Annotated in this window: 21 protein-coding genes, 1 tRNA gene and 1 riboswitch; of the genes, 18 read left to right on the forward strand and 4 right to left on the reverse strand. The window is 47.6% G+C overall.

Translation table 11 applies throughout. The features are described 5' to 3' along the window. Window positions 1-68 precede the first annotated feature (68 nt). The 3 genes from EWH91_RS07235 to EWH91_RS07245 are packed head-to-tail and all read left to right on the forward strand — an operon-like array spanning window position 69 to window position 3618. On the forward strand, window positions 69-1592 hold the full coding sequence (locus tag EWH91_RS07235) for an ABC transporter ATP-binding protein (RefSeq protein ID WP_129929369.1): 1524 nt from the start codon (window positions 69-71) through the stop codon (window positions 1590-1592). Then, window positions 1589-2653, forward strand: coding sequence for an ABC transporter permease (locus EWH91_RS07240; protein WP_129929370.1), 1065 nt, complete (start codon window positions 1589-1591; stop codon window positions 2651-2653). The genes EWH91_RS07235 and EWH91_RS07240 overlap by 4 nt, the downstream gene beginning before the upstream one ends. Beyond that, on the forward strand, window positions 2653-3618 hold the full coding sequence (locus EWH91_RS07245) for an ABC transporter permease (protein ID WP_129929371.1): 966 nt from the start codon (window positions 2653-2655) through the stop codon (window positions 3616-3618). Before EWH91_RS07240 ends, EWH91_RS07245 begins: the two co-directional genes overlap by 1 nt. A gap of 180 nt (window positions 3619-3798) precedes the next feature. Here the strand turns inward: EWH91_RS07245 and EWH91_RS07250 are convergent, their stop codons facing one another. Next, window positions 3799-4347, reverse strand: coding sequence for a hypothetical protein (locus tag EWH91_RS07250; protein ID WP_129929372.1), 549 nt, complete (start codon window positions 4345-4347; stop codon window positions 3799-3801). A 95-nt stretch (window positions 4348-4442) separates the two neighbouring features. Between EWH91_RS07250 and EWH91_RS07255 the strand changes: the two genes are divergently transcribed. Both EWH91_RS07255 and EWH91_RS07260 read left to right on the forward strand, forming a co-directional pair. Next, a complete protein-coding gene (locus EWH91_RS07255; protein ID WP_129929373.1) occupies window positions 4443-5042 on the forward strand; it encodes a TetR/AcrR family transcriptional regulator in 600 nt (199 codons plus the stop codon). A gap of 178 nt (window positions 5043-5220) precedes the next feature. Next, complete coding sequence (locus EWH91_RS07260; RefSeq protein WP_129929374.1) at window positions 5221-5817, forward strand: histidine phosphatase family protein; 597 nt, start codon at window positions 5221-5223, stop codon at window positions 5815-5817. Window positions 5818-5878: 61 nt separating this feature from the next. Here EWH91_RS07260 and EWH91_RS07265 read toward each other — a convergent pair. Continuing rightward, window positions 5879-5949: transfer RNA gene (locus tag EWH91_RS07265), tRNA-Gly, on the reverse strand. A gap of 114 nt (window positions 5950-6063) precedes the next feature. Between EWH91_RS07265 and EWH91_RS07270 the strand changes: the two genes are divergently transcribed. Next, window positions 6064-6333, forward strand: a complete 270-nt coding sequence (locus EWH91_RS07270) for an ACT domain-containing protein (protein WP_129929375.1) — start codon at window positions 6064-6066, stop codon at window positions 6331-6333. Between the two features lie 24 nt (window positions 6334-6357). Beyond that, on the forward strand, window positions 6358-7713 hold the full coding sequence (locus tag EWH91_RS07275) for a PFL family protein (protein WP_129929376.1): 1356 nt from the start codon (window positions 6358-6360) through the stop codon (window positions 7711-7713). Window positions 7714-7935: 222 nt separating this feature from the next. On the opposite strand, the gene EWH91_RS07280 is transcribed toward EWH91_RS07275, so the two are convergent. Next, on the reverse strand, window positions 7936-8115 hold the full coding sequence (locus EWH91_RS07280; protein ID WP_129929377.1) for a hypothetical protein: 180 nt from the start codon (window positions 8113-8115) through the stop codon (window positions 7936-7938). A gap of 160 nt (window positions 8116-8275) precedes the next feature. On the opposite strand from EWH91_RS07280, the gene ssuE reads away from it, so the two are divergent. The 8 genes from ssuE (at window position 8276) to phnE (EWH91_RS07320) (ending at window position 16019) form a co-directional block, all read left to right on the forward strand. Next, entirely contained in the window at window positions 8276-8827 is a 552-nt protein-coding gene (gene ssuE / locus EWH91_RS07285) for an NADPH-dependent FMN reductase (RefSeq protein ID WP_129929378.1), read from the forward strand. 6 nt (window positions 8828-8833) lie between these two features. Next, the gene (locus EWH91_RS07290) at window positions 8834-9682 is read left to right on the forward strand and encodes a polyphosphate kinase 2 family protein (RefSeq protein WP_483315828.1); all 849 of its coding nucleotides are present in this window, start codon (window positions 8834-8836) and stop codon (window positions 9680-9682) included. Window positions 9683-9756: 74 nt separating this feature from the next. Beyond that, on the forward strand, window positions 9757-11292 hold the full coding sequence (locus EWH91_RS07295; RefSeq protein WP_129929380.1) for a Ppx/GppA phosphatase family protein: 1536 nt from the start codon (window positions 9757-9759) through the stop codon (window positions 11290-11292). A 93-nt stretch (window positions 11293-11385) separates the two neighbouring features. Next, a complete protein-coding gene (galE, locus tag EWH91_RS07300) occupies window positions 11386-12390 on the forward strand; it encodes a UDP-glucose 4-epimerase GalE (RefSeq protein WP_129929381.1) in 1005 nt (334 codons plus the stop codon). A gap of 169 nt (window positions 12391-12559) precedes the next feature. After that, entirely contained in the window at window positions 12560-13474 is a 915-nt protein-coding gene (phnD, locus tag EWH91_RS07305) for a phosphate/phosphite/phosphonate ABC transporter substrate-binding protein (protein WP_129929382.1), read from the forward strand. Window positions 13475-13635: 161 nt separating this feature from the next. Then, entirely contained in the window at window positions 13636-14409 is a 774-nt protein-coding gene (gene phnC, locus EWH91_RS07310; RefSeq protein ID WP_129929383.1) for a phosphonate ABC transporter ATP-binding protein, read from the forward strand. Next, on the forward strand, window positions 14410-15219 hold the full coding sequence (gene phnE, locus EWH91_RS07315; protein ID WP_129929384.1) for a phosphonate ABC transporter, permease protein PhnE: 810 nt from the start codon (window positions 14410-14412) through the stop codon (window positions 15217-15219). Further along, entirely contained in the window at window positions 15219-16019 is an 801-nt protein-coding gene (phnE, locus tag EWH91_RS07320) for a phosphonate ABC transporter, permease protein PhnE (RefSeq protein WP_129929385.1), read from the forward strand. Before phnE (EWH91_RS07315) ends, phnE (EWH91_RS07320) begins: the two co-directional genes overlap by 1 nt. Window positions 16020-16111: 92 nt before the next feature. On the opposite strand, the gene EWH91_RS07325 is transcribed toward phnE (EWH91_RS07320), so the two are convergent. Continuing rightward, window positions 16112-17239 (reverse strand): glycerol dehydrogenase, encoded by a 1128-nt coding sequence (locus EWH91_RS07325; protein WP_129929386.1) that lies wholly within the window; start codon window positions 17237-17239, stop codon window positions 16112-16114. Window positions 17240-18038: 799 nt separating this feature from the next. Next, window positions 18039-18153, forward strand: a riboswitch (SAM riboswitch). 115 nt (window positions 18154-18268) lie between these two features. On the opposite strand from EWH91_RS07325, the gene EWH91_RS07330 reads away from it, so the two are divergent. From EWH91_RS07330 to EWH91_RS07340, 3 genes are read left to right on the forward strand one after another with little or no spacing between them, the layout of a single operon-like run. Further along, the gene (locus EWH91_RS07330; protein ID WP_129929387.1) at window positions 18269-19096 is read left to right on the forward strand and encodes a MetQ/NlpA family ABC transporter substrate-binding protein; all 828 of its coding nucleotides are present in this window, start codon (window positions 18269-18271) and stop codon (window positions 19094-19096) included. Between the two features lie 12 nt (window positions 19097-19108). Then, window positions 19109-20122 (forward strand): methionine ABC transporter ATP-binding protein, encoded by a 1014-nt coding sequence (locus tag EWH91_RS07335; RefSeq protein ID WP_129929388.1) that lies wholly within the window; start codon window positions 19109-19111, stop codon window positions 20120-20122. A 1-nt stretch (window position 20123) separates the two neighbouring features. Next, window positions 20124-20786 (forward strand): methionine ABC transporter permease, encoded by a 663-nt coding sequence (locus EWH91_RS07340; protein ID WP_129929389.1) that lies wholly within the window; start codon window positions 20124-20126, stop codon window positions 20784-20786. The last annotated feature ends 59 nt before the right edge of the window (window positions 20787-20845 follow it).

A 20845-nucleotide genomic window follows, 5' to 3' on the forward strand; every position in this document is an offset into this window, starting at 1 on the left:
GAAAACAGTTTGAAACGATGACGGACGCATGCGTGCATCATGTACATAATCTGAGAGGGGGGACAAGGATGCCCTGCGCGATTGAAATGAAACATATCCGAAAAGTTTTTCCGGGGATTGTGGCCAATGACGACGTCACCCTCCAGGTCAAAGAAGGAGAGATCCACGCTCTGTTCGGCGAAAATGGGGCGGGAAAATCCACGCTGATGAATATCCTGTTTGGGCTTAATCAGCCGGACGAAGGCGAGATTTATGTCCACGGAAAGAAAGTAAAAATAAGCGATCCGAATGATGCGAACCGTCTTGGTATCGGTATGGTTCACCAGCACTTTATGCTGATTGAAAAGTTTACGGTTGCTGAAAATATCATTCTCGGAAAGGAACCCAAAAAACACGGACGGCTTGACCTTGCTAAAGCAGTTAAAATTGTCCGCGCATTATCGGAAAAGTACGGGCTTGACGTCGACCCGTTGAAAAAGGTCGAAGATATCACAGTCGGTATGCAGCAACGCGTCGAAATTCTGAAGACCCTGTATCGCGGATCGGACATCCTGATCTTTGATGAACCGACAGCCGTTCTGACTCCGATTGAAATTGAAGAACTGATTGCGATCATGAAACGGCTCGTTCGGGAAGGGAAATCAATTATTCTGATTACCCACAAGCTGAAAGAAATTTTTGAAGCCTGTGACCGCTGCACGGTCATCCGCCGGGGGAAAGTCATCGACACGGTCAATATGGATGAGACCAACCCGAGTGATCTGGCGAATATGATGGTTGGGCGCAAAGTGAATGTTCAGCTTAATGATTCCCCATACGAGCCAAAAGAAAAGGTGCTGGAGATTCATCACCTGAACGTTCTGGATTCAAGAAAAGTCAAAGCAGTGAACGACCTCAACCTGACTGTTCATGGCGGTGAAATTCTGGGCATTGCCGGTGTTGACGGGAACGGACAGGAGGAGCTGGTTGAAGCCATCGCCGGCCTGAGAAAAACGCACGGCGGCACGATCCGTATCAACGGACAGGATGTCACAAATCAGAAGACACGCCGGATTATTGAGGCAGGGCTTGGTTTTATCCCGGAGGACAGGCAGAAACACGGTCTTGTCCTGGACTTCACGGTCAGAGAGAATCTTGCCTTGCAGACTTATTACAAAGAGCCTTACGCGAAAAGGGGCATTCTGAAAAATAAAGTGATTTCAAAGAAAGCCAGGCAATTAATTAAAGAATACGATATCCGGACGCCTGATGCTAAAACGCTTGCCCGTTCGCTTTCCGGCGGGAATCAGCAGAAGGTCATTGTGGCACGTGAAGTGGACCGAAGCCCGCAACTGCTGATTGCTGCGCAGCCGACCCGTGGGCTCGATATCGGCGCGATTGAGTTTATTCATGGTAAATTGCTCGAAGAGAGGAAAAAAGGAAAGGCAGTTTTACTGGTTTCATTTGAACTGGATGAGATTCTTCATTTGAGTGACCGTATTGCCGTCATTTATGAAGGCCGTATTATTGATATCGTCAATCCTGAAGAAACAGATGAAAAACAGCTGGGCCTTCTGATGGCCGGACGTAAGAGTGAGGTGGGCAGGTCATGAACAGATGGCTGAGGAAAATAAACTGGATGACGGTGATGATTCCGATTTTATCCGTTATACTTGGCCTGATCTGCGGTGCAGTCATTATGCTGATAGCCGGCTACGATCCGATTCTTGCCTATCAGTCCATCATTGAATCGATTTTTCTCCAGCCATACTATAGCGGTGAAACCATAAGGGCAATGATTCCGCTTGTTCTGGCCGGTATTGCCGTAGCCTTCGCTTTCCGGACCGGTTTGTTTAATATCGGTGTTGAGGGGCAGCTGATGGCCGGCTGGCTGGCTTCTGTTGCCTGCGCGATCCTTCTTGATGGTCTGCCGAAATTCATTCTGCTGCCGCTGAGCATTATTGCCGGCGGAGTTGCCGGAGGTTTCTGGGGGTTTATCCCCGGACTTTTGAAGGCCCGGTTCAAGGTCCATGAAGTCATCTCGACGATCATGATGAATTACATTGCCTTATATACAACGGCTTATATCATCAAGAATTTCCTGTATACAGAAGGTGAACGGACACCGACGATTCCCGAAACAGCTTCACTGGCCTCACCGATGCTGGCTAACCTGACACAGGGTTCACGGCTGCACTGGGGATTTATCGTTGTGATACTTGCCGTCTTCGCCATGTGGTTCATCCTGTGGAAGACGACTAAAGGGTATGAACTGCGATCGGTCGGCTTTAGCCAGGATGCATCAAAATATGCCGGGATGAACGTGGGCAGAAATATCATTCTGTCTCTGACGCTGTCCGGATTATTTGCCGGGCTTGGCGGAGCCATGGAAGGCCTTGGTACTTATCAATATATGACGATAAATTCGGCATTTACCGGCATTGGTTTTAATGGCATTGCCGTTGCGCTTCTCGGTTTAAACACACCGGTCGGCGTTGTCCTGTCCGGTGCACTGTTTGCCGGCCTGCAGACCGGAGGCATGACGATGCAGTCTGTTGCCGGTGTTCCTATTGAACTCATTCAAATCATTATTGCTCTGATCATCTTCTTTGTCGGTTCCAGTTATGTCATAAAGTGGATCTGGCTGCGGTTTGCAGAAAGGGGGAATAAATAATGAGTTTCTTTGAAGTGTTGACGATTATCATTCCTTCCACTTTACTGACAGCAGCCCCTCTGATTTTTACTGCGCTCGGAGGTGTTTTTTCAGAGCGGTCAGGTGTCGTTAATATTGGTCTGGAAGGCCTGATGGCCATTGGTGCTTTTACGGCAGCTGTCTGCACGCTTGGTCTTGAGCAGGCGGGAGCAGGGGCTGCATCTCCCTGGCTCGCCATTCTTATTGCCGGCATCGCCGGCGGGCTGTTCTCCCTGATTCATGCGGTGGCCTCGATCAGCTTTCGGGCAGATCAGACGGTCAGTGGTGTGGCACTGAACTTTCTGGCAGCCGGATTGACCATTTTTCTTGTTAAGATGATCTTCAGCGGGAAGGGACAGACACCGTATATTGAAAACAACATTGATAAAATCAGTATCCCCGTGCTGAAGGATATTCCCTTCATCGGTCCGATTTTCTTCCAGCAAGTGACCTATACGTCCTATCTGGCCATACTGGCTGCGTTTGTGGTCTGGTATATCATCTATAAAACGGCGTTTGGGCTCAGACTGCGTTCAGTAGGTGAACACCCGGCTGCTGCCGATACGCTGGGGATTAATGTCACGAAGATGCGGTATATGGGTGTGATGTTAAGTGGTCTATTCGGCGGGATCGGCGGTGCGGTTTACCTGGTCACTATTACCTCCAACTATAATGTGTCGACGATTGCCGGTCAGGGCTTCCTGGCACTGGCTGCGATGGTTTTCGGGAAATGGCATCCGATAGGGGCAATGGGCGCTTCTCTGTTCTTCGGATTTGCACAGGCGCTGAGCATCACCAGCCAGCAGATTCCATATCTTGATCAGCTGCCGTCGGTGATCATGCTGACCGCGCCTTATGTGCTGACTCTGATCGTTCTGACCGGATTTGTCGGCCGGGCGGAAGCACCGAAGGCGGACGGGGTACCTTATATTAAGGGACAAAGATAGAAAGCCTGACTGAGTCAGCCAGGCTGCTGATCCGGAGCTGCTCTTATCCTGTCATTCAAAAATATCGCCGGTCCCTTTATTGTGGGTGACCGGCTTTTTTATATCAAAATTTTTCGCAGGAAAAGGATCAGAACAAATGAACACTGGCGCCGCTCGATTCGCCAGTTGGCAGACGCTTTTTCACCATGTGGATTTTTGCGCGTCTTTTTTCGGGAACAGGGTATAACTGAAACTGATAATAAAATCGGCAGCGAGGATAATCAGCCACAGACGGGCGGTTTTAAAAAGCACTTCATTCTGATCGGGATGCCCGGACAGGAAATAAACGACGAGCATCAGTCCTGACCCAATGAACCAGGCCAGCAAATGACGGTACCAGCCCTGTCTTTCCCATCTGGCATGTGCTTTTCCGAACTTCGGTTTCTTTGCCGGCGCGGGCCCACCGGCAAAGTGATGGGCAAAACGGACATCAGCCCACTTGACCATCTGCGAACCAAAGGCGATACTGACACCAATATATATGGCTGCCAGAGCGTGAGCGAAACTGGCAGGATGACCGCTTCTGAGATCGAAAAAAGTCAGTATCAGAAGAAGAAGATCCAGAAAGGGCGTGGAAATAAAAAAGAAAAGGCTGAGTTTTTCTTTCTTCATAATGTATCGGGTGATTAATCCAAGTAAAATGAATAACCAGAAACTGATCTCATCCGCGATGATAAACCAATAAATCATATACCATTTTCTCCCCGCTGTTTAATTTAACACAAATGTGTTAAAACATTTTAACACAACTGTATGATTTAAATCAACCATGTTATACTTTGGATATGCCAAAAAAAGTAGATCATGATCAAAGAAAACAAAAAGTAGCAGAAGCCTGCTGGCGTACAATCAGAAATGAGGGTATATCAGGCGCAACGGTCCGAAAAGTTTCTCATGAAGCCGGCTTATCTGCGGGAGCGATGCGCCACTATTTCAACAGCCAGGAAGATCTGCTGTTATTTTCCATGAAGCTGGTCATAGACAGGATTGAAGGACGTTTTCAGAAGCTTACCTTTTCCGGTACACCGGTAGAACGATCCGTCCAGCTTTTAAGTCAGTTTTTACCCCTTAATAAGGAACAACGGCTGGAAATGGAGGTGTGGTATGCGTTTACGGCCGGAGTGATCCATCGTCCGGTTTTCAGATCTTTATGTGATGAAATGGATGATAAACTGCGTTTAGCCTGTTCGATAGTCATCGACCGGCTTTCCGGCTCCGGGCTGATCAGCCGGGCTATCAACCGCCGGCTGGAAACTGAAAGACTGTATGCCCTTCTGGATGGTCTGGCGGTACATGGCTTATTGCGCCCGGACCGGCTCACTCCGGAAACGATGGTGTCGCTGCTTCGCTATCATATCGCGCAGCTTTGTGGATCAGCAGGCTGACCTGCGGGACGAATCTCTGATCAATAAAAAAAGTTTCTTTTTGTATGAAACACGGACGGTATATTTTCGTTATAATGTTTTTAACGGGTCAAAAAATCAAAAAATATCTGTAGCACAGGCTCAGAAAACAGAGGCTTTCTGAGCTGTGTTCAGGTAACAGACAGATGGAGGATGAACGATGACGGCAATATGCCTCGTAAGGCATGGCGAAACAGACTGGAACGCGATGGGAAAACTGCAGGGACGGGAGGATATCCCACTGAATGAGAGGGGCGAGCAGCAGGCGATGATCGTCGGCAGGTACCTGAGGGGTTCGACATTTTCGGCCGTATATTCCAGCCCGCTGTTAAGGGCAAAAGAAACGGCGTTGATTTGTAACCACTATGTCGGCCATTTACCACTGTTTGTCAACAGTAATTTTATTGAGAAGGATTATGGACGGGCATCTGGAATGACAGTAAATGAAAGAGATAGCCATTTTCCCGATGGACATATCCCGGGCATGGAGCCATTCAGCTCAATTCAGAAACGTGTGATGGCCGGTCTGGATCAGATTCGCGGCAGGTATCAGGATGAATCTGTTCTCCTGGTTGCTCATGGCGGACTGATTAATGTAATCCTTGCCACGCTTTCAAGCGGAGAGATAGGCACAGGAAAAACCAAATTGTTTAATACGTGCATCAGCCATATTCGCTCACAGGGTGATTCATGGGACATTGTTGACTATAACCGGATTGATCACCTGAAATCGTTCGGTAAGGTCACGAGCATCTGAACGGAAGCGAAAAAAGGGAAAATGAAAGGGAACGGACAGATCTCCGTTCCCTGGTAAGTGAAGCGGGTGATGGGAATCGAACCCACGACGAGAGCTTGGGAAGCTCTAATTTTACCATTAAACTACACCCGCATATTCTGATTTTCGTTTAAAAGACAGTTATAATCTTATATAAATAAAGCGTTTTTGTCAATGCTCAGTCGCCGGGTTCAGGCAGATAAAAAGATCAGACAGGGAGTGTCGAAGGTGAAAGCAATTTTAACGGTTATCGGTAAGGATAAGGTGGGAATTATAGCCGGAGTCAGTGGTAAACTGGCCGACTTACATGTGAATATACTTGACGTGTCGCAGACGATTATGAACGGCTATTTCACGATGATGATGATTCTTGACCTGACAGAGGCCGGAGAACATTTTGGTGATATCAAAAAGGCGATGACAGAAAAGGGTACTGAATTAAACGTTCAGATTAAGGTCCAGCGGGAAGAAATTTTTACATCAATGCACAGCTTATAATGCATACGGAGGTTTTCAGAGAAAATGGAAACAAAACAGATATTAGAGACCATCCGGATGATCGAGGAAGAACAGCTTGATATCCGGACGATTACGATGGGCATCTCATTACTGGACTGTATAGACAGTGATGGAAAACGGGCACGGGATAAGATCTACGACAAGATTACCCGCCTGGCTGAAAACCTGGTGCGTACAGGTGAGGATATTGAAAATGAGTTTGGCATCCCGATCATTCATAAACGGATTTCAGTGACCCCGGTGTCCATCGTTGCCGGTGCATCGCAGGATCAGGATTATACAGCTTTTGCGAAAACGCTGGATGCAGCAGCTGAAACAACAGGTGTTAATTTTATCGGCGGATTCAGTGCACTGGTGCAGAAGGGCTGTACTTCAGGGGATCGTAAGCTGATTGCCTCCATTCCTGAAGCCCTGGCTGAAACCGGGCGGGTCTGCTCTTCAGTTAACGTGGGTTCGACAAAAGCCGGTATTAATATGGATGCGGTCGCTGAAATGGGACGGGTTGTGAAAAAGACGGCTGAACGAACAGCGGATGATCAGGGTCTGGGCTGTGCAAAACTGGTCATATTTGCCAATGCTGTCGAGGATAATCCTTTTATGGCCGGTGCCTTTCATGGTGTCGGCGAAGCAGAATGCATCCTGAATGTCGGCGTCAGCGGACCAGGTGTTGTGAAACGGGCACTTGAGAAGGTTAAAGGAAAGCCATTTGATGTCGTTTCCGAGACGGTGAAGAAAATTGCCTTCAAAATTACAAGGATGGGGCAGCTTGTCGGGCATGAGGCCTCGCAGCGGCTGGGCGTTCCAGCCGGTATTGTTGATCTGTCGCTTGCACCGACTCCGGCTGTTGGTGATTCTGTTGCCCGTATTCTTGAAGAGATGGGACTTGAATCTGCCGGCACACATGGTACGACGGCGGCTCTTGCCTTATTAAATGATGCGGTGAAAAAGGGCGGCGTGATGGCCTGCAGTCATGTCGGCGGGCTCAGTGGGGCCTTCATACCTGTTTCGGAAGACGCCGGCATGATTGAGGCGGTGGAGAAGGGATCGCTGAGTCTGTCCAAACTTGAAGCGATGACGGCGGTCTGCTCAGTCGGTCTGGATATGATCGCGATTCCCGGTGATACGCCGTCTGAGACCATTTCAGCGATGATAGCGGATGAAGCGGCAATCGGTGTGATCAATAATAAGACGACGGCCGTACGTGTCATTCCCGCCCCGGGAAAGAAAGTCGGGGATCAGGTGGTGTTCGGCGGTCTGCTCGGTCATGCACCGGTTATGGCCGTCAGCCCATATTCCTCATCAGATTTCATTGCACGGGGCGGGCGTATTCCATCGCCGATCCATTCGTTCAAAAATTGAGAAGCAGATCATGCCGATCGATGTTCCATTTCTGCTATACTTAAGTCAGGTTTACCAGGTTTCCATGGGTTTGCATCCTGAATAAAGTGAAACGTCAGACAGTGGGATTTTCTTCATCCCCCACGGATTGTCAGTTGAACCCGTACCCTGAGGTGGGCGTCTTACTGTTAATGCGGGATAAAAAAGGATCCGCGGAGCATGCCGCAGATCCTTTTTCTTAAATTATTTCTTTTCGCTGTGCTCTTTTTTGGAATCAGAGCCATATTCGTCGCCGGTACGCTGCGCGCGTTCCCGCTCTTCGACAGAATGTTCATCCATGGGCTGAGCAAATTCTTCGCTGAATGCACGGGATGCAAGACCGTTGGAGTTGTGCTTTTCTTCTGAATGTTTTTTTTCCGCCAAGGTGATTCACAGCTTTCTGTTATAGTTTGGACGGACGAACCGTCGTGATTAGTGTGGCCTTCAGAAGATGAAATATGCCTGTGGCAACAGAATCCGGATTTATTCATAATCTGACTGTGAACCGCCTGATGAGGCAGGGTTGAATGGAGGCAGAAAATTAATGGATAAAATGGTCATGATCTCGGGAAGCCCGGCATCCGACTCCCGATCCGATGCGGTCCTTGAGTATATAGGAAAACAGTTTGAAAAACGGGGCGTCAAGGTCAGCACCTTTTCGGTACGTGATCTTCCCCCGGAGCAGTTTTTTCAGCCGGATTATCGCGGGGAGCCACTTCGCGCGATGCTGGAAGCGCTGTCTGAGGCGGACGGCTATGTTATTGCTTCTCCCGTGTACAATCTTTTTATGACGGGCATATTAAAAGCATTGCTTGATCTATTGCCCAGAGATGTATTCGGAAGAAAGCCGGTTCTTCCGCTGATGATCGGGGGGACGGAGAAACATTTCATGGCACTGGACTTTGCCCTGAAACCGGTCCTCGCATTTATGAAGGGGAAAACGCTCTCCGGCGTCTATCTTTTAGACAGGAAAGTGGATAAACGGGCTGAAAATCCTCTGGCTGATCCGGACATACAGCGGAGGATTGAGCGTCAGATGGATGAAATGCTTCAAATGATAAAGGATAAACGATGTAAAGAAATGAAAAGGAGTTGAAAAATGGTGAAGGAAACCCGTCTGGATCATGTTGATCTGACAAAAACAATGAAGAATAAAAAGAAATATGAAAAGAAACTCAGGAAGTATCAGCTGAGACTGCTGACGCTGCAGCATGTCCTTGTCGCGCGTGGCATAGCAGTCATTTTTGTATTTGAAGGATGGGATGCCGCGGGCAAAGGCGGAGCCATTAAACGGGCCGTTGCCAATCTTGATCCCAGAGGGGTGCGGGTGTCTTCCATTGCTGCTCCGGCACCCCATGAGAAAAGATATCATTATCTGCAGCGATTCTGGCGAAAAATTCCTCAATACGGGCAAATCGCCATCTTTGACCGCTCCTGGTACGGACGGGTGCTCGTTGAACGTGTTGAAGGATTTGCAAAGGAAGAGGAATGGCAGCGGGCCTATGATGAAATCAACTGTTTTGAAAAACTGCTGACCGATGATCACTATATTATTGAAAAGTTCTGGCTCCATATCAGTAATGATGAACAGCTGAAGCGTTTCCGGGAAAGACAGGCGAATCCATTAAAGCGCTGGAAGATCACTGAAGAGGACTGGCGTAACCGGGCGAAGTGGAAGGATTACCAAATTGCGGCGGAAGAGATGTTTGCGAAAACAGACAACAGCTTCGCCCCCTGGCATATCATTCCTGCCAACAGCAAATGGTATGCGCGGGTGGCCGTGATCAGACAGATGGTTCGTGCGATTGAAAATGAGCTGACAAAACGCGAGGTCGCGCTTCCTCTTTATCCCGATAAAATGAAAAAAACACAGACGACAAAAGGAAAGGATGATCAGGCTGACGCATCTGCCGGGAAGCAGGAAGAAACTTCTGCCGAACGTTCGCATTAATCCTTCATCCATTGTGAGCGGCACAAAACTTCCGAATGCGCTATACTTTTAAGGGAGTGAAAAGGAGGGAGTTTATGGAGATCGTACAGAAACATGTCATGATTGACATTGGTTCGAACTCCATCCGGCTGGTAGTCATCGGCATAGATAAGCATTATTTTTTTGAAGAGCTGCTGAATTTTAAAGCAGTAGCCAGACTGAGCAACTACATAGATGCACATGATCAATTAAGTGAAACCGGTATTTCCATTCTGTTAACGGTTCTTCAACGGTTTCGATCCATCATTTCCAGAGAGAAAAACATAACAGCTATTGATGCAGTGGCAACTGCCGCCATGCGAAAGGCGAAGAATCGGGATCAGGTATTTGCCCGGGTTAAAGAGCGCACAGGTCTCACGATCCGCCTGCTTTCCGGATTGAAAGAGGCTTATTACGGGTATTATGCCGTTATTAATTCAACGTATATCGAAAACGGGATTTCAATCGATATTGGCGGCGGCAGTACGGAAGTGACTGTCTTTCGCAACCGGGAGATGATCCATGCCCATTCATTCGCCTTTGGGGCAGTTACCCTTTATAAGACTTATTACGCTGGAGGGGATCCGAAAGCGCGGGATAAGCTGGAAGATTTTCTGAAGAAGACGTTCTCCGCTTATGAATGGCTGATCAATCAGGATCTTCCGGTTATTGGTATCGGCGGAACCGCCCGCAATCTGGCGCGGATCGATCAGATGCAGCAGCATTATCCGATGGTGGGCCTGCACCAGTACACCCTTCCGCGGGCCCGGCTGAACCACCTGACTCACGAACTCGCATCGATGTCCCTGAGCGAGCGGGAATCGATGGACGGGCTTTCCAAAGACAGAGCGGACATCATTCTTCCGGCCTCTGCAGTCATTAATATGCTGGTGAAACTGAACCGGGGGGGTCAGTTCATTCTGAGCGGTGAAGGGCTCAGGGAAGGCGTCTTCTATGAGTGGATGCTCAGGCAGCGGGGGATGGACCGGATTCCTTATGTCCTTAATGAAAGTATTCGCCATTTAAGACGGAACTTTAATCTGGATTATCATCATACAAACTATGTCAAAAAACTGGCCTTTCAGATCTTTGACGGCGTCCTTCCATTTATCAACCGGTCATTTCCGGAGAAACGGTCGGCCTGGCTGCTCTCGCACAGCGCCGATCTGGCCTATTTAGGCGAATATGTAAATAATGAGTCCAGCAGCGCCCATACATTCTATCTGCTTACCAATATTAATATTAACGGCATCAGTCACCCCGACAGACTGGCTGTTGCCCTGATTGCTTCTTTCAAGAATCGTTCAAAACTGCTTGACTTTGCCGCGCCCTTTGCGAAAATAGTGAGTAAAAATGAGTTGAAAATGTATGAAACGCTGGGAGCGGTTCTGCGGCTTGCTCACGATTTTGACCGGACAAGACAACACGTCGTTGATGAAGTCACCGTGCAGCAGACAGCGAAGAAAAAGCTCCATTTTTCGGCGTTTTACCATGATGATGCCTACTTTGAAGAACAGGCTGCGCAAAAGCACAAGAAACACGTTGAACGGGCCCTTCAGTCATCGATTAATCTGCAATTTATCAAACGATAACTTTCTTATTTTTTCTGACATTTTTTACACAAAATATAAGATGGACTTGAAGTATAATAAAGAAGGTTTTGTACATACGGGAGGTATCAGTTCATGTCGATTTTAGTATTAGGCGGTGCCGGTTATATCGGATCACACGCGGTTCATCAGCTGATTGATGCAGGAGAAGATGTGGTTGTTGTCGACAATCTGCAGACCGGGCACAGGGAAGCACTGCACCCGCAGGCAAAATTCTATGAGGGTGATATCCGCGACAAGGCATTCCTCGATTCCGTGTTCAAAAGGGAGTCCATTCAGGGCGTGATCCACTTTGCTGCCAATTCACTCGTTGGTGAGTCCGTGGAAAAGCCGCTGAAATATTTTAATAACAATGTATACGGCATGCAGATTCTGCTTGAAGTGATGCATGAAAATCATGTAAAGTACATTGTGTTCTCTTCAACAGCAGCGACTTACGGGGAGCCGAAAAAGGTACCGATTACCGAGGATATGCCGACGCAGCCGACGAACCCGTACGGTGAAACGAAGCTGACCATGGAAAAGATGATGAAGTGGTGTGACCGCGCGTACGGCATGCGCTATGTCGCTTTACGCTACTTTAATGTCGCCGGCGCCGCCAAATCAGGGAACATCGGAGAGGATCACCACCCGGAAACGCATCTGATCCCGATCGTGCTTCAGGTAGCTGCCGGTAAGCGGGGAAAAATCCTGATTTTCGGTGATGATTACCCGACAAAAGATGGAACCTGTCTTCGTGACTACGTTCACATTGAAGATCTGATTGCTGCCCACCGGCTTGCACTCAGTTATCTGATCCATGGCGGAAAGAGTGATGTTTTCAATCTGGGTTCAAACGAAGGCTTCTCAGTAAAAGACATCATTCGGGCGGCACGGGACGTTACCGGGAAGCCGATTCCTGCAGAAGTGGCTCCGCGCCGCGCGGGTGATCCGAGTACACTCATTGCTTCATCAGATAAGGCAAAGAAAACCCTCGGCTGGAAACCGGAACATACAAATATTCTGGAGATTCTGGCAGATGCCTGGGCCTGGCACAGCAGTCACCCTGAGGGCTATGCGACACCATCGACTGACAAATGAACAGAATAATCACGGAAAAGCTTCTGATCAGGAAGCTTTTTTTATGCGCGGATATCTAAAAATAAACATTAATAAAATAACAAAACACAGTCGAAACGTAAGAATGATTAGTATATAATGAAAAAGAAGCTTGTCAAAATTAACACATATTCCTTGGGGGGAAGATGAAGTGAAGAAAATACTGGCAGTCATGATGGCGTGTGCCCTTGTTTTTCTGCTTGCGGCCTGCGGCAATAACGATTCAGCGTCAGGGGACTCAGGATCAAACGGAAACAAAAAAGAAATCAAAGAATTGACTATGGGGTTTGTTCCATCACAGGAAGCTGACCAGATTGCCGACACGGTTAAGCCGCTTTCGGATTATCTGTCGAAAAAACTGGGCGTGCCGGTTAAAGCACAGGTCATGACCGATTTCTCCGGCCTTGTTGAAGGTATGAGAAGTGGCACCATCGATATCGGCTTTACGAATCCTTTCGGTTATGTTCAGGCGGCCGACCGTGCCAATGCAGAAGTTCTTGTCAAAGCGATTCGTCTGGGATCGGATACTTATCGTGCACAGTTTGTTGTCCCTGCCAATTCTAAACTCAAATCCGTTGATGATATTGCAAAAACCAAAGGCCTGAAATGGGCATATCCGGATCCACTGTCAACATCCGGTTATCTGTTCCCGGGTTCACTTTTGATGGACAAGGGTGTTAAAAATCTGGAAACCTTCTATACTCAGCAGGCGGCCGGCGGACACGACAGCGCAGTTCTTGCCGTTTACAATGGTCAGGCTGATTTTGCAACCACTTTTGAAGATGCAAGAACCGTTGTCAAAAAAGATGCTCCGGATGTTATGGACAAGCTCAAAGTCATTGGCTATACAGATAAAATTCCTAATGATGGTGTTTCTGTAAGTAAAGATATGCCTGAAGAATGGAAAACGAAAATTAAGAACGCATTTATGTCAATCAATGACGATAAAGAGGCTTTGAAAGTGATGAACGATGTCTATTCCTGGGACGGCGTTGCGGAAGCAACCGATAAAGATTACGATATTGTTCGCACAGTATATGAGCGATTCAAAGACAAGCTCGAATAATCAGCAGGGCTTCAGAAAAAAGAGGGGAGTCGGTGCTCCCCTCTTTTTTCAATATAATCAGTACATAAAGAGAGATGGCCAGGGATCAGGAAGGATGAAGGTACACCTTTGCCAATGTATGGGCAGAACGGTAATCAGCAAGATAAAAAAGGGGAATGTACATGATTGAATTTCGCAATATTTCGCTGACCTATCCAAACGGACACAGAGGATTGAATCATGTCAATCTGAAAATTGATTCCGGTGAATTTGTGGTTGTTGTCGGCTTATCCGGAGCAGGAAAATCAACCCTGGTGCGCTGCATTAATCAGCTTGTGAAACCAACGGAAGGCGAACTGCTCATTAATGGGAAAAATACACTCAGGTACAGGGAACATGAACTGAAGCATCTGAGAAAAAATATCGGCATGATTTTTCAGAACTACAATCTGGTCAATCGGATGTCGGTTTTGCGAAACGTACTGACCGGACGCCTGGGTTACACCGGAACGATACGCAGTATGTTCGGGCTGTTTTCACAGAAAGACAGGGAGCTGGCGTTTAACAGTCTGAAGCGAATTGGTATCGCTGAGAAGGCCTACTCACGGGCGGATGAACTGAGCGGGGGCCAGCAGCAGCGGGTGAGCATTGCCCGTGCATTGACACAGCAGGCGAATATCATCCTTGCAGATGAGCCGGTCGCAAGTCTTGACCCGCCGACCTCCCATGTGGTCATGCGCGATTTGAAGCGTATTAATCAGGAAGACGGGATTACGACCATTGTTAATCTTCACTTTATTGATATGGCGATGGAGTATGCAGACCGGATCGTCGGCATGAGAAACGGTGAAATTGTTTTTGACGGATCGGTCGACACGGTTTCTGAAACCACATTCGAAGAAATTTATGGTCGTAAGATAAAGGATAACGACATGCGTCGCGGGAGTGTGAATTAAATGCCGCAGAACTCTCAACAAAAGTCAGTAAAAATTCCACTTATGCCGGCGAGAGGAAAATGGATACTGACGGCCATTGTTGTCATTGTCATTGCACTGTATGCCTTGTCCGCCCGTGTATCCGGATCCTCACCGGTTAAGTTTTTCTCGGGACTTCCTTATGTGATTCAGTTTATCAGTCACGATCTGATTCCGCCGGACTGGGGCTATACTTCCCGGGCTATTGAACGCCTGATCGAAACATGGAACATGGCCCTGCTGGCGACAACATTTTCAGCACTTGTTGTTCTTCCGTTCAGTTTTCTGGCCTCCCGAAATATTAATCGGAACAAATGGCTGTATCAGATCACACGTTTTTTTCTGAATATTATTCGAACAATTCCGGATTTGATTCTGGCGGTATTGTTTGTCGCTTTGATCGGACTCGGTCCCCTTTCCGGCATCGGTGCATTATGTGTGTTCTCATTCGGAATTCTGGCAAAAATGATCAGCGAGACGATAGAAGCGATAAACCCGGATCCGCTTGAAGCCATTCGGGCGACGGGAGGCAATATCATTCAGGTGATCTGGTATGGGGCCATGCCTCAGATTCTGCCACTGTTCACCTCATATACCCTGTATGTGCTGGAGCTGAATGTCCGTGCATCTGTTGTTCTCGGATTCGTTGGCGCCGGAGGGGTTGGCCTGATTCTGAAGCAGCAGCTCTCACTGTTTAATTATGCGAATGTCTCCACCATCATTATTTATACATTCTTTGCCGTAGCTATTATCGACTTGATCAGTAACCAATTGAGGAGGCGACTGGTCTGATGGATGAGAATTATGTTGACGTGCAGAAACCGAAACATCTCAAACGCAGAATCACATTCGGTATTGTTGCCCTTGTGCTGATTGTACTTTATATCATCGCCTTCTCGATGACCGATCTGACCTATCACGGTTCTTCGATCAGTTCTTCCGGTATTCTGAAACGGCTGTTCTGGGGTACGTTCTTCGATCCGGTGACGCAGGGGCGCATTGGCGAGTTTACCTTGCTGATGTTTCAGACGCTGGCCATTGCCTATGCCGGGACGGCGATTGCTGCCGTAGTCGCGATTCCCTTTGCTTTTCTCGCAGCTAATAATATGCTGAAAAGATTCTCCTATTTCGGCAAATTGTTTCTGGACGCTATCCGGGCCTTCCCGGAACTTGTTCTGGCGATTATCTTTGTCGGTTCATTCGGTATCGGTCCCTATGCCGGGGTGCTTGCCATAGGCGTACACTCCATTGGCATGCTCGGAAAACTGTACTCCGAAGTCATCGAATCGATTGACATGACGGTCATCGAAGCACTGAAAGCAAACGGAGCCAATAAAATACAGATCATGTGGTTCGGTGTTCTGCCGCAGGTGATTCCGGAATTTTCGTCCTTCGCCATTTATCGATATGAAATAGACGTCCGGGCATCGACGATTCTCGGTGTTGTCGGTGCCGGGGGGATCGGTACGCCCCTGATTCTGGCTTCCATGCAGAGAAACTGGGAACAGGTCGGCATGATGCTGATTCTGATCATTATCTTTGTGTCGATCATTGATTTTATCAGTGCACAGATCAGAAAAAGACTGGTCTGAATCATTTTTTCGGCAAAACGGAATACGCCAAAAGAGGACAGCCATGTTGTGGCTGTCCTCTTTTCTTCGCTGGTAAAAGGGTGACCTTTCACTCAGTCATGATAGGACTGAGCAATGGCATCGGCAGTGACAATGGCGTTAAAGACATCATCAGGCGTCACAGCAAATGGCATGTTACACATGGTATCTCCCTTGGCACAGGCCATCTCGGCCACTTTTCTCCATTCATCGTCATTGAATTTATCAACGCCGAGATCTTTCAATGTCAGAGGAAGGCCAACCGCTTTGATGATTTTTATAATTTCTTCCATCTCTTCAATTGGTGCGTTTTCAAGAACAAGTTGAGTCAGCAGACCGAAAGTCACCTTTTCGCCATGCTGCGCCCGATGAAGGGCGGGTACGGCGGTCATTCCGTTATGAACGGCGTGGGCTGCGGCAAGTCCTCCTGATTCTGCTCCGACACCACTGAGGTAAATGCTTGCTTCAATGACCGCTTCAACAGCTGTTGTTGATAATCTTTTTTCGACTGCACGGACGGCAGGAACGGCATTACGGCGGATGGTATCGTAACAGAGTTTTGAAAGGCCGACACCGATCAGAGACGGTTTAAGGGCAGCCAGATTGATCCCGTCTGCTCTGTAGCAGGCCCGGGATTCAAAGTATGTGGTGAGTCCGTCGCCGATCCCGGCAATGAAGAAACGTGCCGGAGCGGCGGAAAGGATTTCAGTATCGGCGATCACCATATCCGGATTACTGGGAAGATCCAGATAGTGATCAAACTGTCCTTCCGGTGTATAGATAACGGCCAGAGACGTACATGGCGCATCGGTTGAGGCGATGGTCGGATAAATGACAACGGGTAATTTTTCAAAGTAGGCAGTCGCTTTAGCAGTGTCAAGCGTTTTTCCGCCGCCAATACCGACGATTACATTGGCGCCGCAGGCCTGGGCGAGTTTCCTGTTCCGGGTAATTTCTGCGTCAGAACACTCGTAATTAAACTTTTCAAATGTTGCCTTCGCGCCGTTTTTAAATGAAGCGCCCCCCTCTTCCTCAGCACGTTCATAAATAAATTCATCACATATAAAGTAAGCGTTATCACCGAGGGGCGCTATATAATTACTGATATTTTTTAAAATGCCTTTTCCAACAATGAACTTCTTGGGAGAAGTTACTGATTTTGCCAGTTTTTCATGTTTTTCTACTGCTATTGTTTCTGTCATATGTGTCCATCACCCTTCACTTTGTTAGCTACATTATAAATCTGTCAACCGGTCAATTCTAGTGAAAACGCTTAAAAATGTTAAATATTTATGAAATATGACGGATAAAGGCTGATTTACGGATCATAATGAGATATGAATCATTGACATATAAAGATTGACGGAAATAAAAAGATACAAGCTCATGGCGATTGGGGGGCGCCTTGCGTAAAAATTATTTTCCCCAAAACAGGGGGCATGTATGGTCAAAAATCAGGGACAATTTACACCCATATGAAAAGTGCAGAGGAAGGTTTCCCGGAATCCGCCCTTATCGGTTGGGGGGATCCGATTAAGCGCCTGCTCAGATGAATAGACGGAAAAATTCCGCTTACTGAGTCATTTAATTTAAGAATAGCTAGAATAGACGGAGAGATTCCGCCTATTGACTGGAGAAACGGGGAAATGGAGCTTTTTGCCCGGCTTAATCGGAAAATCTCCGCTTATGTACTCCCCGAAAAGCGCGCCGTTATGCCCCTGACCGGAAAATATCCGCTTATTTTACTTTTCGCTCTCAGGACAAGACATCTTATTTAGAAGAAAGTGATATGAAACCCCTCGCAAGATAGGAGATAGCCTGTGGCGGCTTTGAAAGGGATCGCAAAACGCAGAAGAAGAAGATTTGCCTGGTCAAACGGTATAGCTCTGCTGAATATGTTGGCGTGATGAAAAAAATCAGCATCGCAAAAAGCCCAGTACAAAATTATTTTGACACAATTTTTATTTCATAGTAAAATGAGTCCATCGGTTAATTAAATATTTCTTATCCAGAGTGGTGGAGGGACAGGCCCTATGAAACCCGGCAACCTCATGATCTATCAATGAAGGTGCTAATTCCTGCAGAAGGCGCTGCGGCAAATTCTGAGAGATAAGAGAAATTCGGAAACGAACAGCCTCTCTTATCGGAGAAGCTTTTTTTTTACCCTTTTTATTCTGGATAAGGGATATATGTACCGGGAAAAAACAAACAGATGCACCAGGGGGAAGAAAATGAGACACTTGCGTAAGGTTCTATCAGCAGCTTTTATCTTTATACTGGTTTTTGTACTGTCGGCCTGTGGAAACGGAAGCGGGTCATCATCAGGCGAGCTGAGCACGAAAGAGGTGACTGTCGGGGTGACCAGCGGGCCGCACCAGCAGGTTATGGAGCAGGTTGTAAAACTGGCTAAAAAGGACGGGCTGACGATCCATCTCAAGTCTTTTAATGATTACAACCAGCCGAATATCGCTTTGAATGACGGCAGTCTGGACGCCAACAGTTACCAGACGATGCCTTTCCTGAAGGATCAGATCAAGAATAAGAATTATAAAATTACCGATGCCTTTGCTACTGTTGCCTATCCGCTGGGGATTTATTCGAAGGCCATTAAAGATCTGGATCAATTGAAAAAGGGCGATAAAATTGCAGTGCCCAACGATCCGGCAAATGAGCTGCGCGGACTGCAGCTGTTTGAAAAAGCAGGTGTGATAAAATTGAAAAAAGGTTCCGGCGTCACAGCGACAAAGCGGGATGTCGTTGAGAATCCGAAAAATCTCGAAATTATTGAGATGGACGCCGCCCAGTTGCCGAAACAGCTGGATGAAGTGGCGGCTGCAGCGATTAATACCAACTTTGCTATGGGAGCCGGTCTGACCGTTCTTAAGGATGCCATCTTCCATGAGCCTCTGAAGAATAATCCTTATCCGAACTATTTTGTTGTCCGGACGGAAAATAAAGATGATGAAGTGATTGGCAAAATCAAAAAATACTACCAGTCTCAGGAAGTTAAAGATTATATTCAGAAACAGTTCGGTGGTTCCGTTGTGCCGGCCTGGTAAGGAGTCCCTTCAATGATTGCTATCCATCATGTTTCCAAAACATTTGTAACAGGAAAGACGAAAATTCAGGCGCTCGATGATGTGACGCTCACCATTAATAAAGGCGAGGTTTTCGGGGTCATCGGTTACAGTGGGGCAGGAAAGAGTACGTTAATTCGCTGTATTAACCTGCTTGAACGCCCGACGAGCGGTTCCATCTTCGTTGATGGAACAGATCTTCTCAAACTGAAACATAAAAAGTTGCGTCAGATGCGCCGGAAAATCGGAATGATTTTTCAGGGATATAATTTGCTTGAGACCGCAAATGTCTATGATAATATTGCGATCCCGCTTAAGCTTGAAGGTGTACCGAAACAGGTCATCAGGACACGTGCGGAAAAGTATCTTGAAGTCGTTGGCCTGCAGGATCGCATGCATGCGTTTCCCGGCCAGCTGTCCGGTGGTCAGAAGCAGCGTGTGGCGATAGCACGGGCACTTGCCCATGAACCGGAAGTGCTGCTGAGTGATGAAGCAACAAGTGCCCTTGATCCGAACACAACAGAGTCGATCCTCGAACTGCTGCTCAAGGTTAATAAAGAACTGGGGATCACCGTCTTTCTGATTACCCATGAAATGAATGTCATTCAACGCATCTGTGACCGCGTGGCCGTGATGGAAAAAGGGCGGATCGTGGAGCAGGGCCCGGTATTAGACATTTTTGCCCGGCCTGAAAAGGCACTGACGAGACAATTTGTCCGCAATGAATCCCGATTCAGAATTCCCGCGCCGCTGCTTCAGGAATTGAAAAGCACAGGGAAACTGGTTCATCTGACCTTTATCGGGGAATCAGCAAAAGATCCGGCACTAGCGACACTGGCCCGCCGCTTTGATGTGCTGCCCAGTATCATCGCCGGCGGCATCGATCAGTTAAAACAGGAGTCGATCGGCAACCTGCTTGTCCATCTCAAAGGAAATCCTGATCAGATTCGTGAGGCGACAAATTATTTGAAGGCCGAACAGATTATCGTTGAGGAGGTCGCTGACTGACATGACTGATTTTTTTAATCAATGGGGTGAAGCGATCTGGACAGCTTTTCTCCAGACGCTGCAAATGACTTTTATTGCTCTCGGTTTTTCAGTATTAATTGGTATTCCTCTCGGCGTTTTGCTTATTTTGACGCGCAAAGGCGGCCAGGTCGAAAATTCGACGGTCTATACCTTTTTGAATACACTGATTAATGTCATTCGCTCGATTCCTTTCATTATCATGCTTTTCCTGCTTCTTCCGGTGACCAGATTGCTTGTGGGGACAACCATTGGTGTTAAGGGTGTCATTTTCCCGCTGGTTGTTTCCTGTTCGCCTTACATTGCCCGCCTCATGGAGTCGGCGATGCTTGAAGTGAATCGCGGTGTGATTGAGGCCTATCAGTCGATGGGGATTTCCACTCCGAAGATTGTCTGGTCGGTCATTATCCGCGAGACCCGTGCGCCGATCGTGCTCGGGCTGACAATCGCCACAATTGGCCTGATCGGCGAGACAGCGATGGCAGGGCTTGTCGGGGCCGGCGGTCTTGGTGATCTTGCCTATCAGTTTGGCTATACGCGTTTCCAGCCGGATGTCATGTATGCAGTAATTATTGTTCTGATTATCCTTGTTCAGTGTATCCAGTCGATTGGGAATGCCTTTGCCCGAAGCCTGAAGAAAAAATAAGAGATAAATTGACTGCTTGCTTAACAGAGCCTGTCCATGAATCCGGACAGGCTGTTTAT

Origin of the sequence: Sporolactobacillus sp. THM19-2 (assembly GCF_004153195.1) — a bacterium.
In the GTDB taxonomy this organism is placed as follows: Bacteria; Bacillota; Bacilli; order Bacillales; family Sporolactobacillaceae; genus Sporolactobacillus.

Coding starts and splice junctions, on each gene's coding strand:
- EWH91_RS07235 (WP_129929369.1), top strand. CDS start 69: ATGCCCTGCGCGATTGAAATGAAACATATCCGAAAAGTTTTTCCGGGG.
- EWH91_RS07240 (WP_129929370.1), top strand. CDS start 1,589: ATGAACAGATGGCTGAGGAAAATAAACTGGATGACGGTGATGATTCCG.
- EWH91_RS07245 (WP_129929371.1), top strand. CDS start 2,653: ATGAGTTTCTTTGAAGTGTTGACGATTATCATTCCTTCCACTTTACTG.
- EWH91_RS07250 (WP_129929372.1), bottom strand. CDS start 4,347: ATGATTTATTGGTTTATCATCGCGGATGAGATCAGTTTCTGGTTATTC.
- EWH91_RS07255 (WP_129929373.1), top strand. CDS start 4,443: ATGCCAAAAAAAGTAGATCATGATCAAAGAAAACAAAAAGTAGCAGAA.
- EWH91_RS07260 (WP_129929374.1), top strand. CDS start 5,221: ATGACGGCAATATGCCTCGTAAGGCATGGCGAAACAGACTGGAACGCG.
- EWH91_RS07275 (WP_129929376.1), top strand. CDS start 6,358: ATGGAAACAAAACAGATATTAGAGACCATCCGGATGATCGAGGAAGAA.
- ssuE (WP_129929378.1), top strand. CDS start 8,276: ATGGATAAAATGGTCATGATCTCGGGAAGCCCGGCATCCGACTCCCGA.
- EWH91_RS07295 (WP_129929380.1), top strand. CDS start 9,757: ATGGAGATCGTACAGAAACATGTCATGATTGACATTGGTTCGAACTCC.
- galE (WP_129929381.1), top strand. CDS start 11,386: ATGTCGATTTTAGTATTAGGCGGTGCCGGTTATATCGGATCACACGCG.
- phnC (WP_129929383.1), top strand. CDS start 13,636: ATGATTGAATTTCGCAATATTTCGCTGACCTATCCAAACGGACACAGA.
- phnE (WP_129929384.1), top strand. CDS start 14,410: ATGCCGCAGAACTCTCAACAAAAGTCAGTAAAAATTCCACTTATGCCG.
- phnE (WP_129929385.1), top strand. CDS start 15,219: ATGGATGAGAATTATGTTGACGTGCAGAAACCGAAACATCTCAAACGC.
- EWH91_RS07325 (WP_129929386.1), bottom strand. CDS start 17,239: ATGACAGAAACAATAGCAGTAGAAAAACATGAAAAACTGGCAAAATCA.
- EWH91_RS07330 (WP_129929387.1), top strand. CDS start 18,269: ATGAGACACTTGCGTAAGGTTCTATCAGCAGCTTTTATCTTTATACTG.
- EWH91_RS07335 (WP_129929388.1), top strand. CDS start 19,109: ATGATTGCTATCCATCATGTTTCCAAAACATTTGTAACAGGAAAGACG.
- EWH91_RS07340 (WP_129929389.1), top strand. CDS start 20,124: ATGACTGATTTTTTTAATCAATGGGGTGAAGCGATCTGGACAGCTTTT.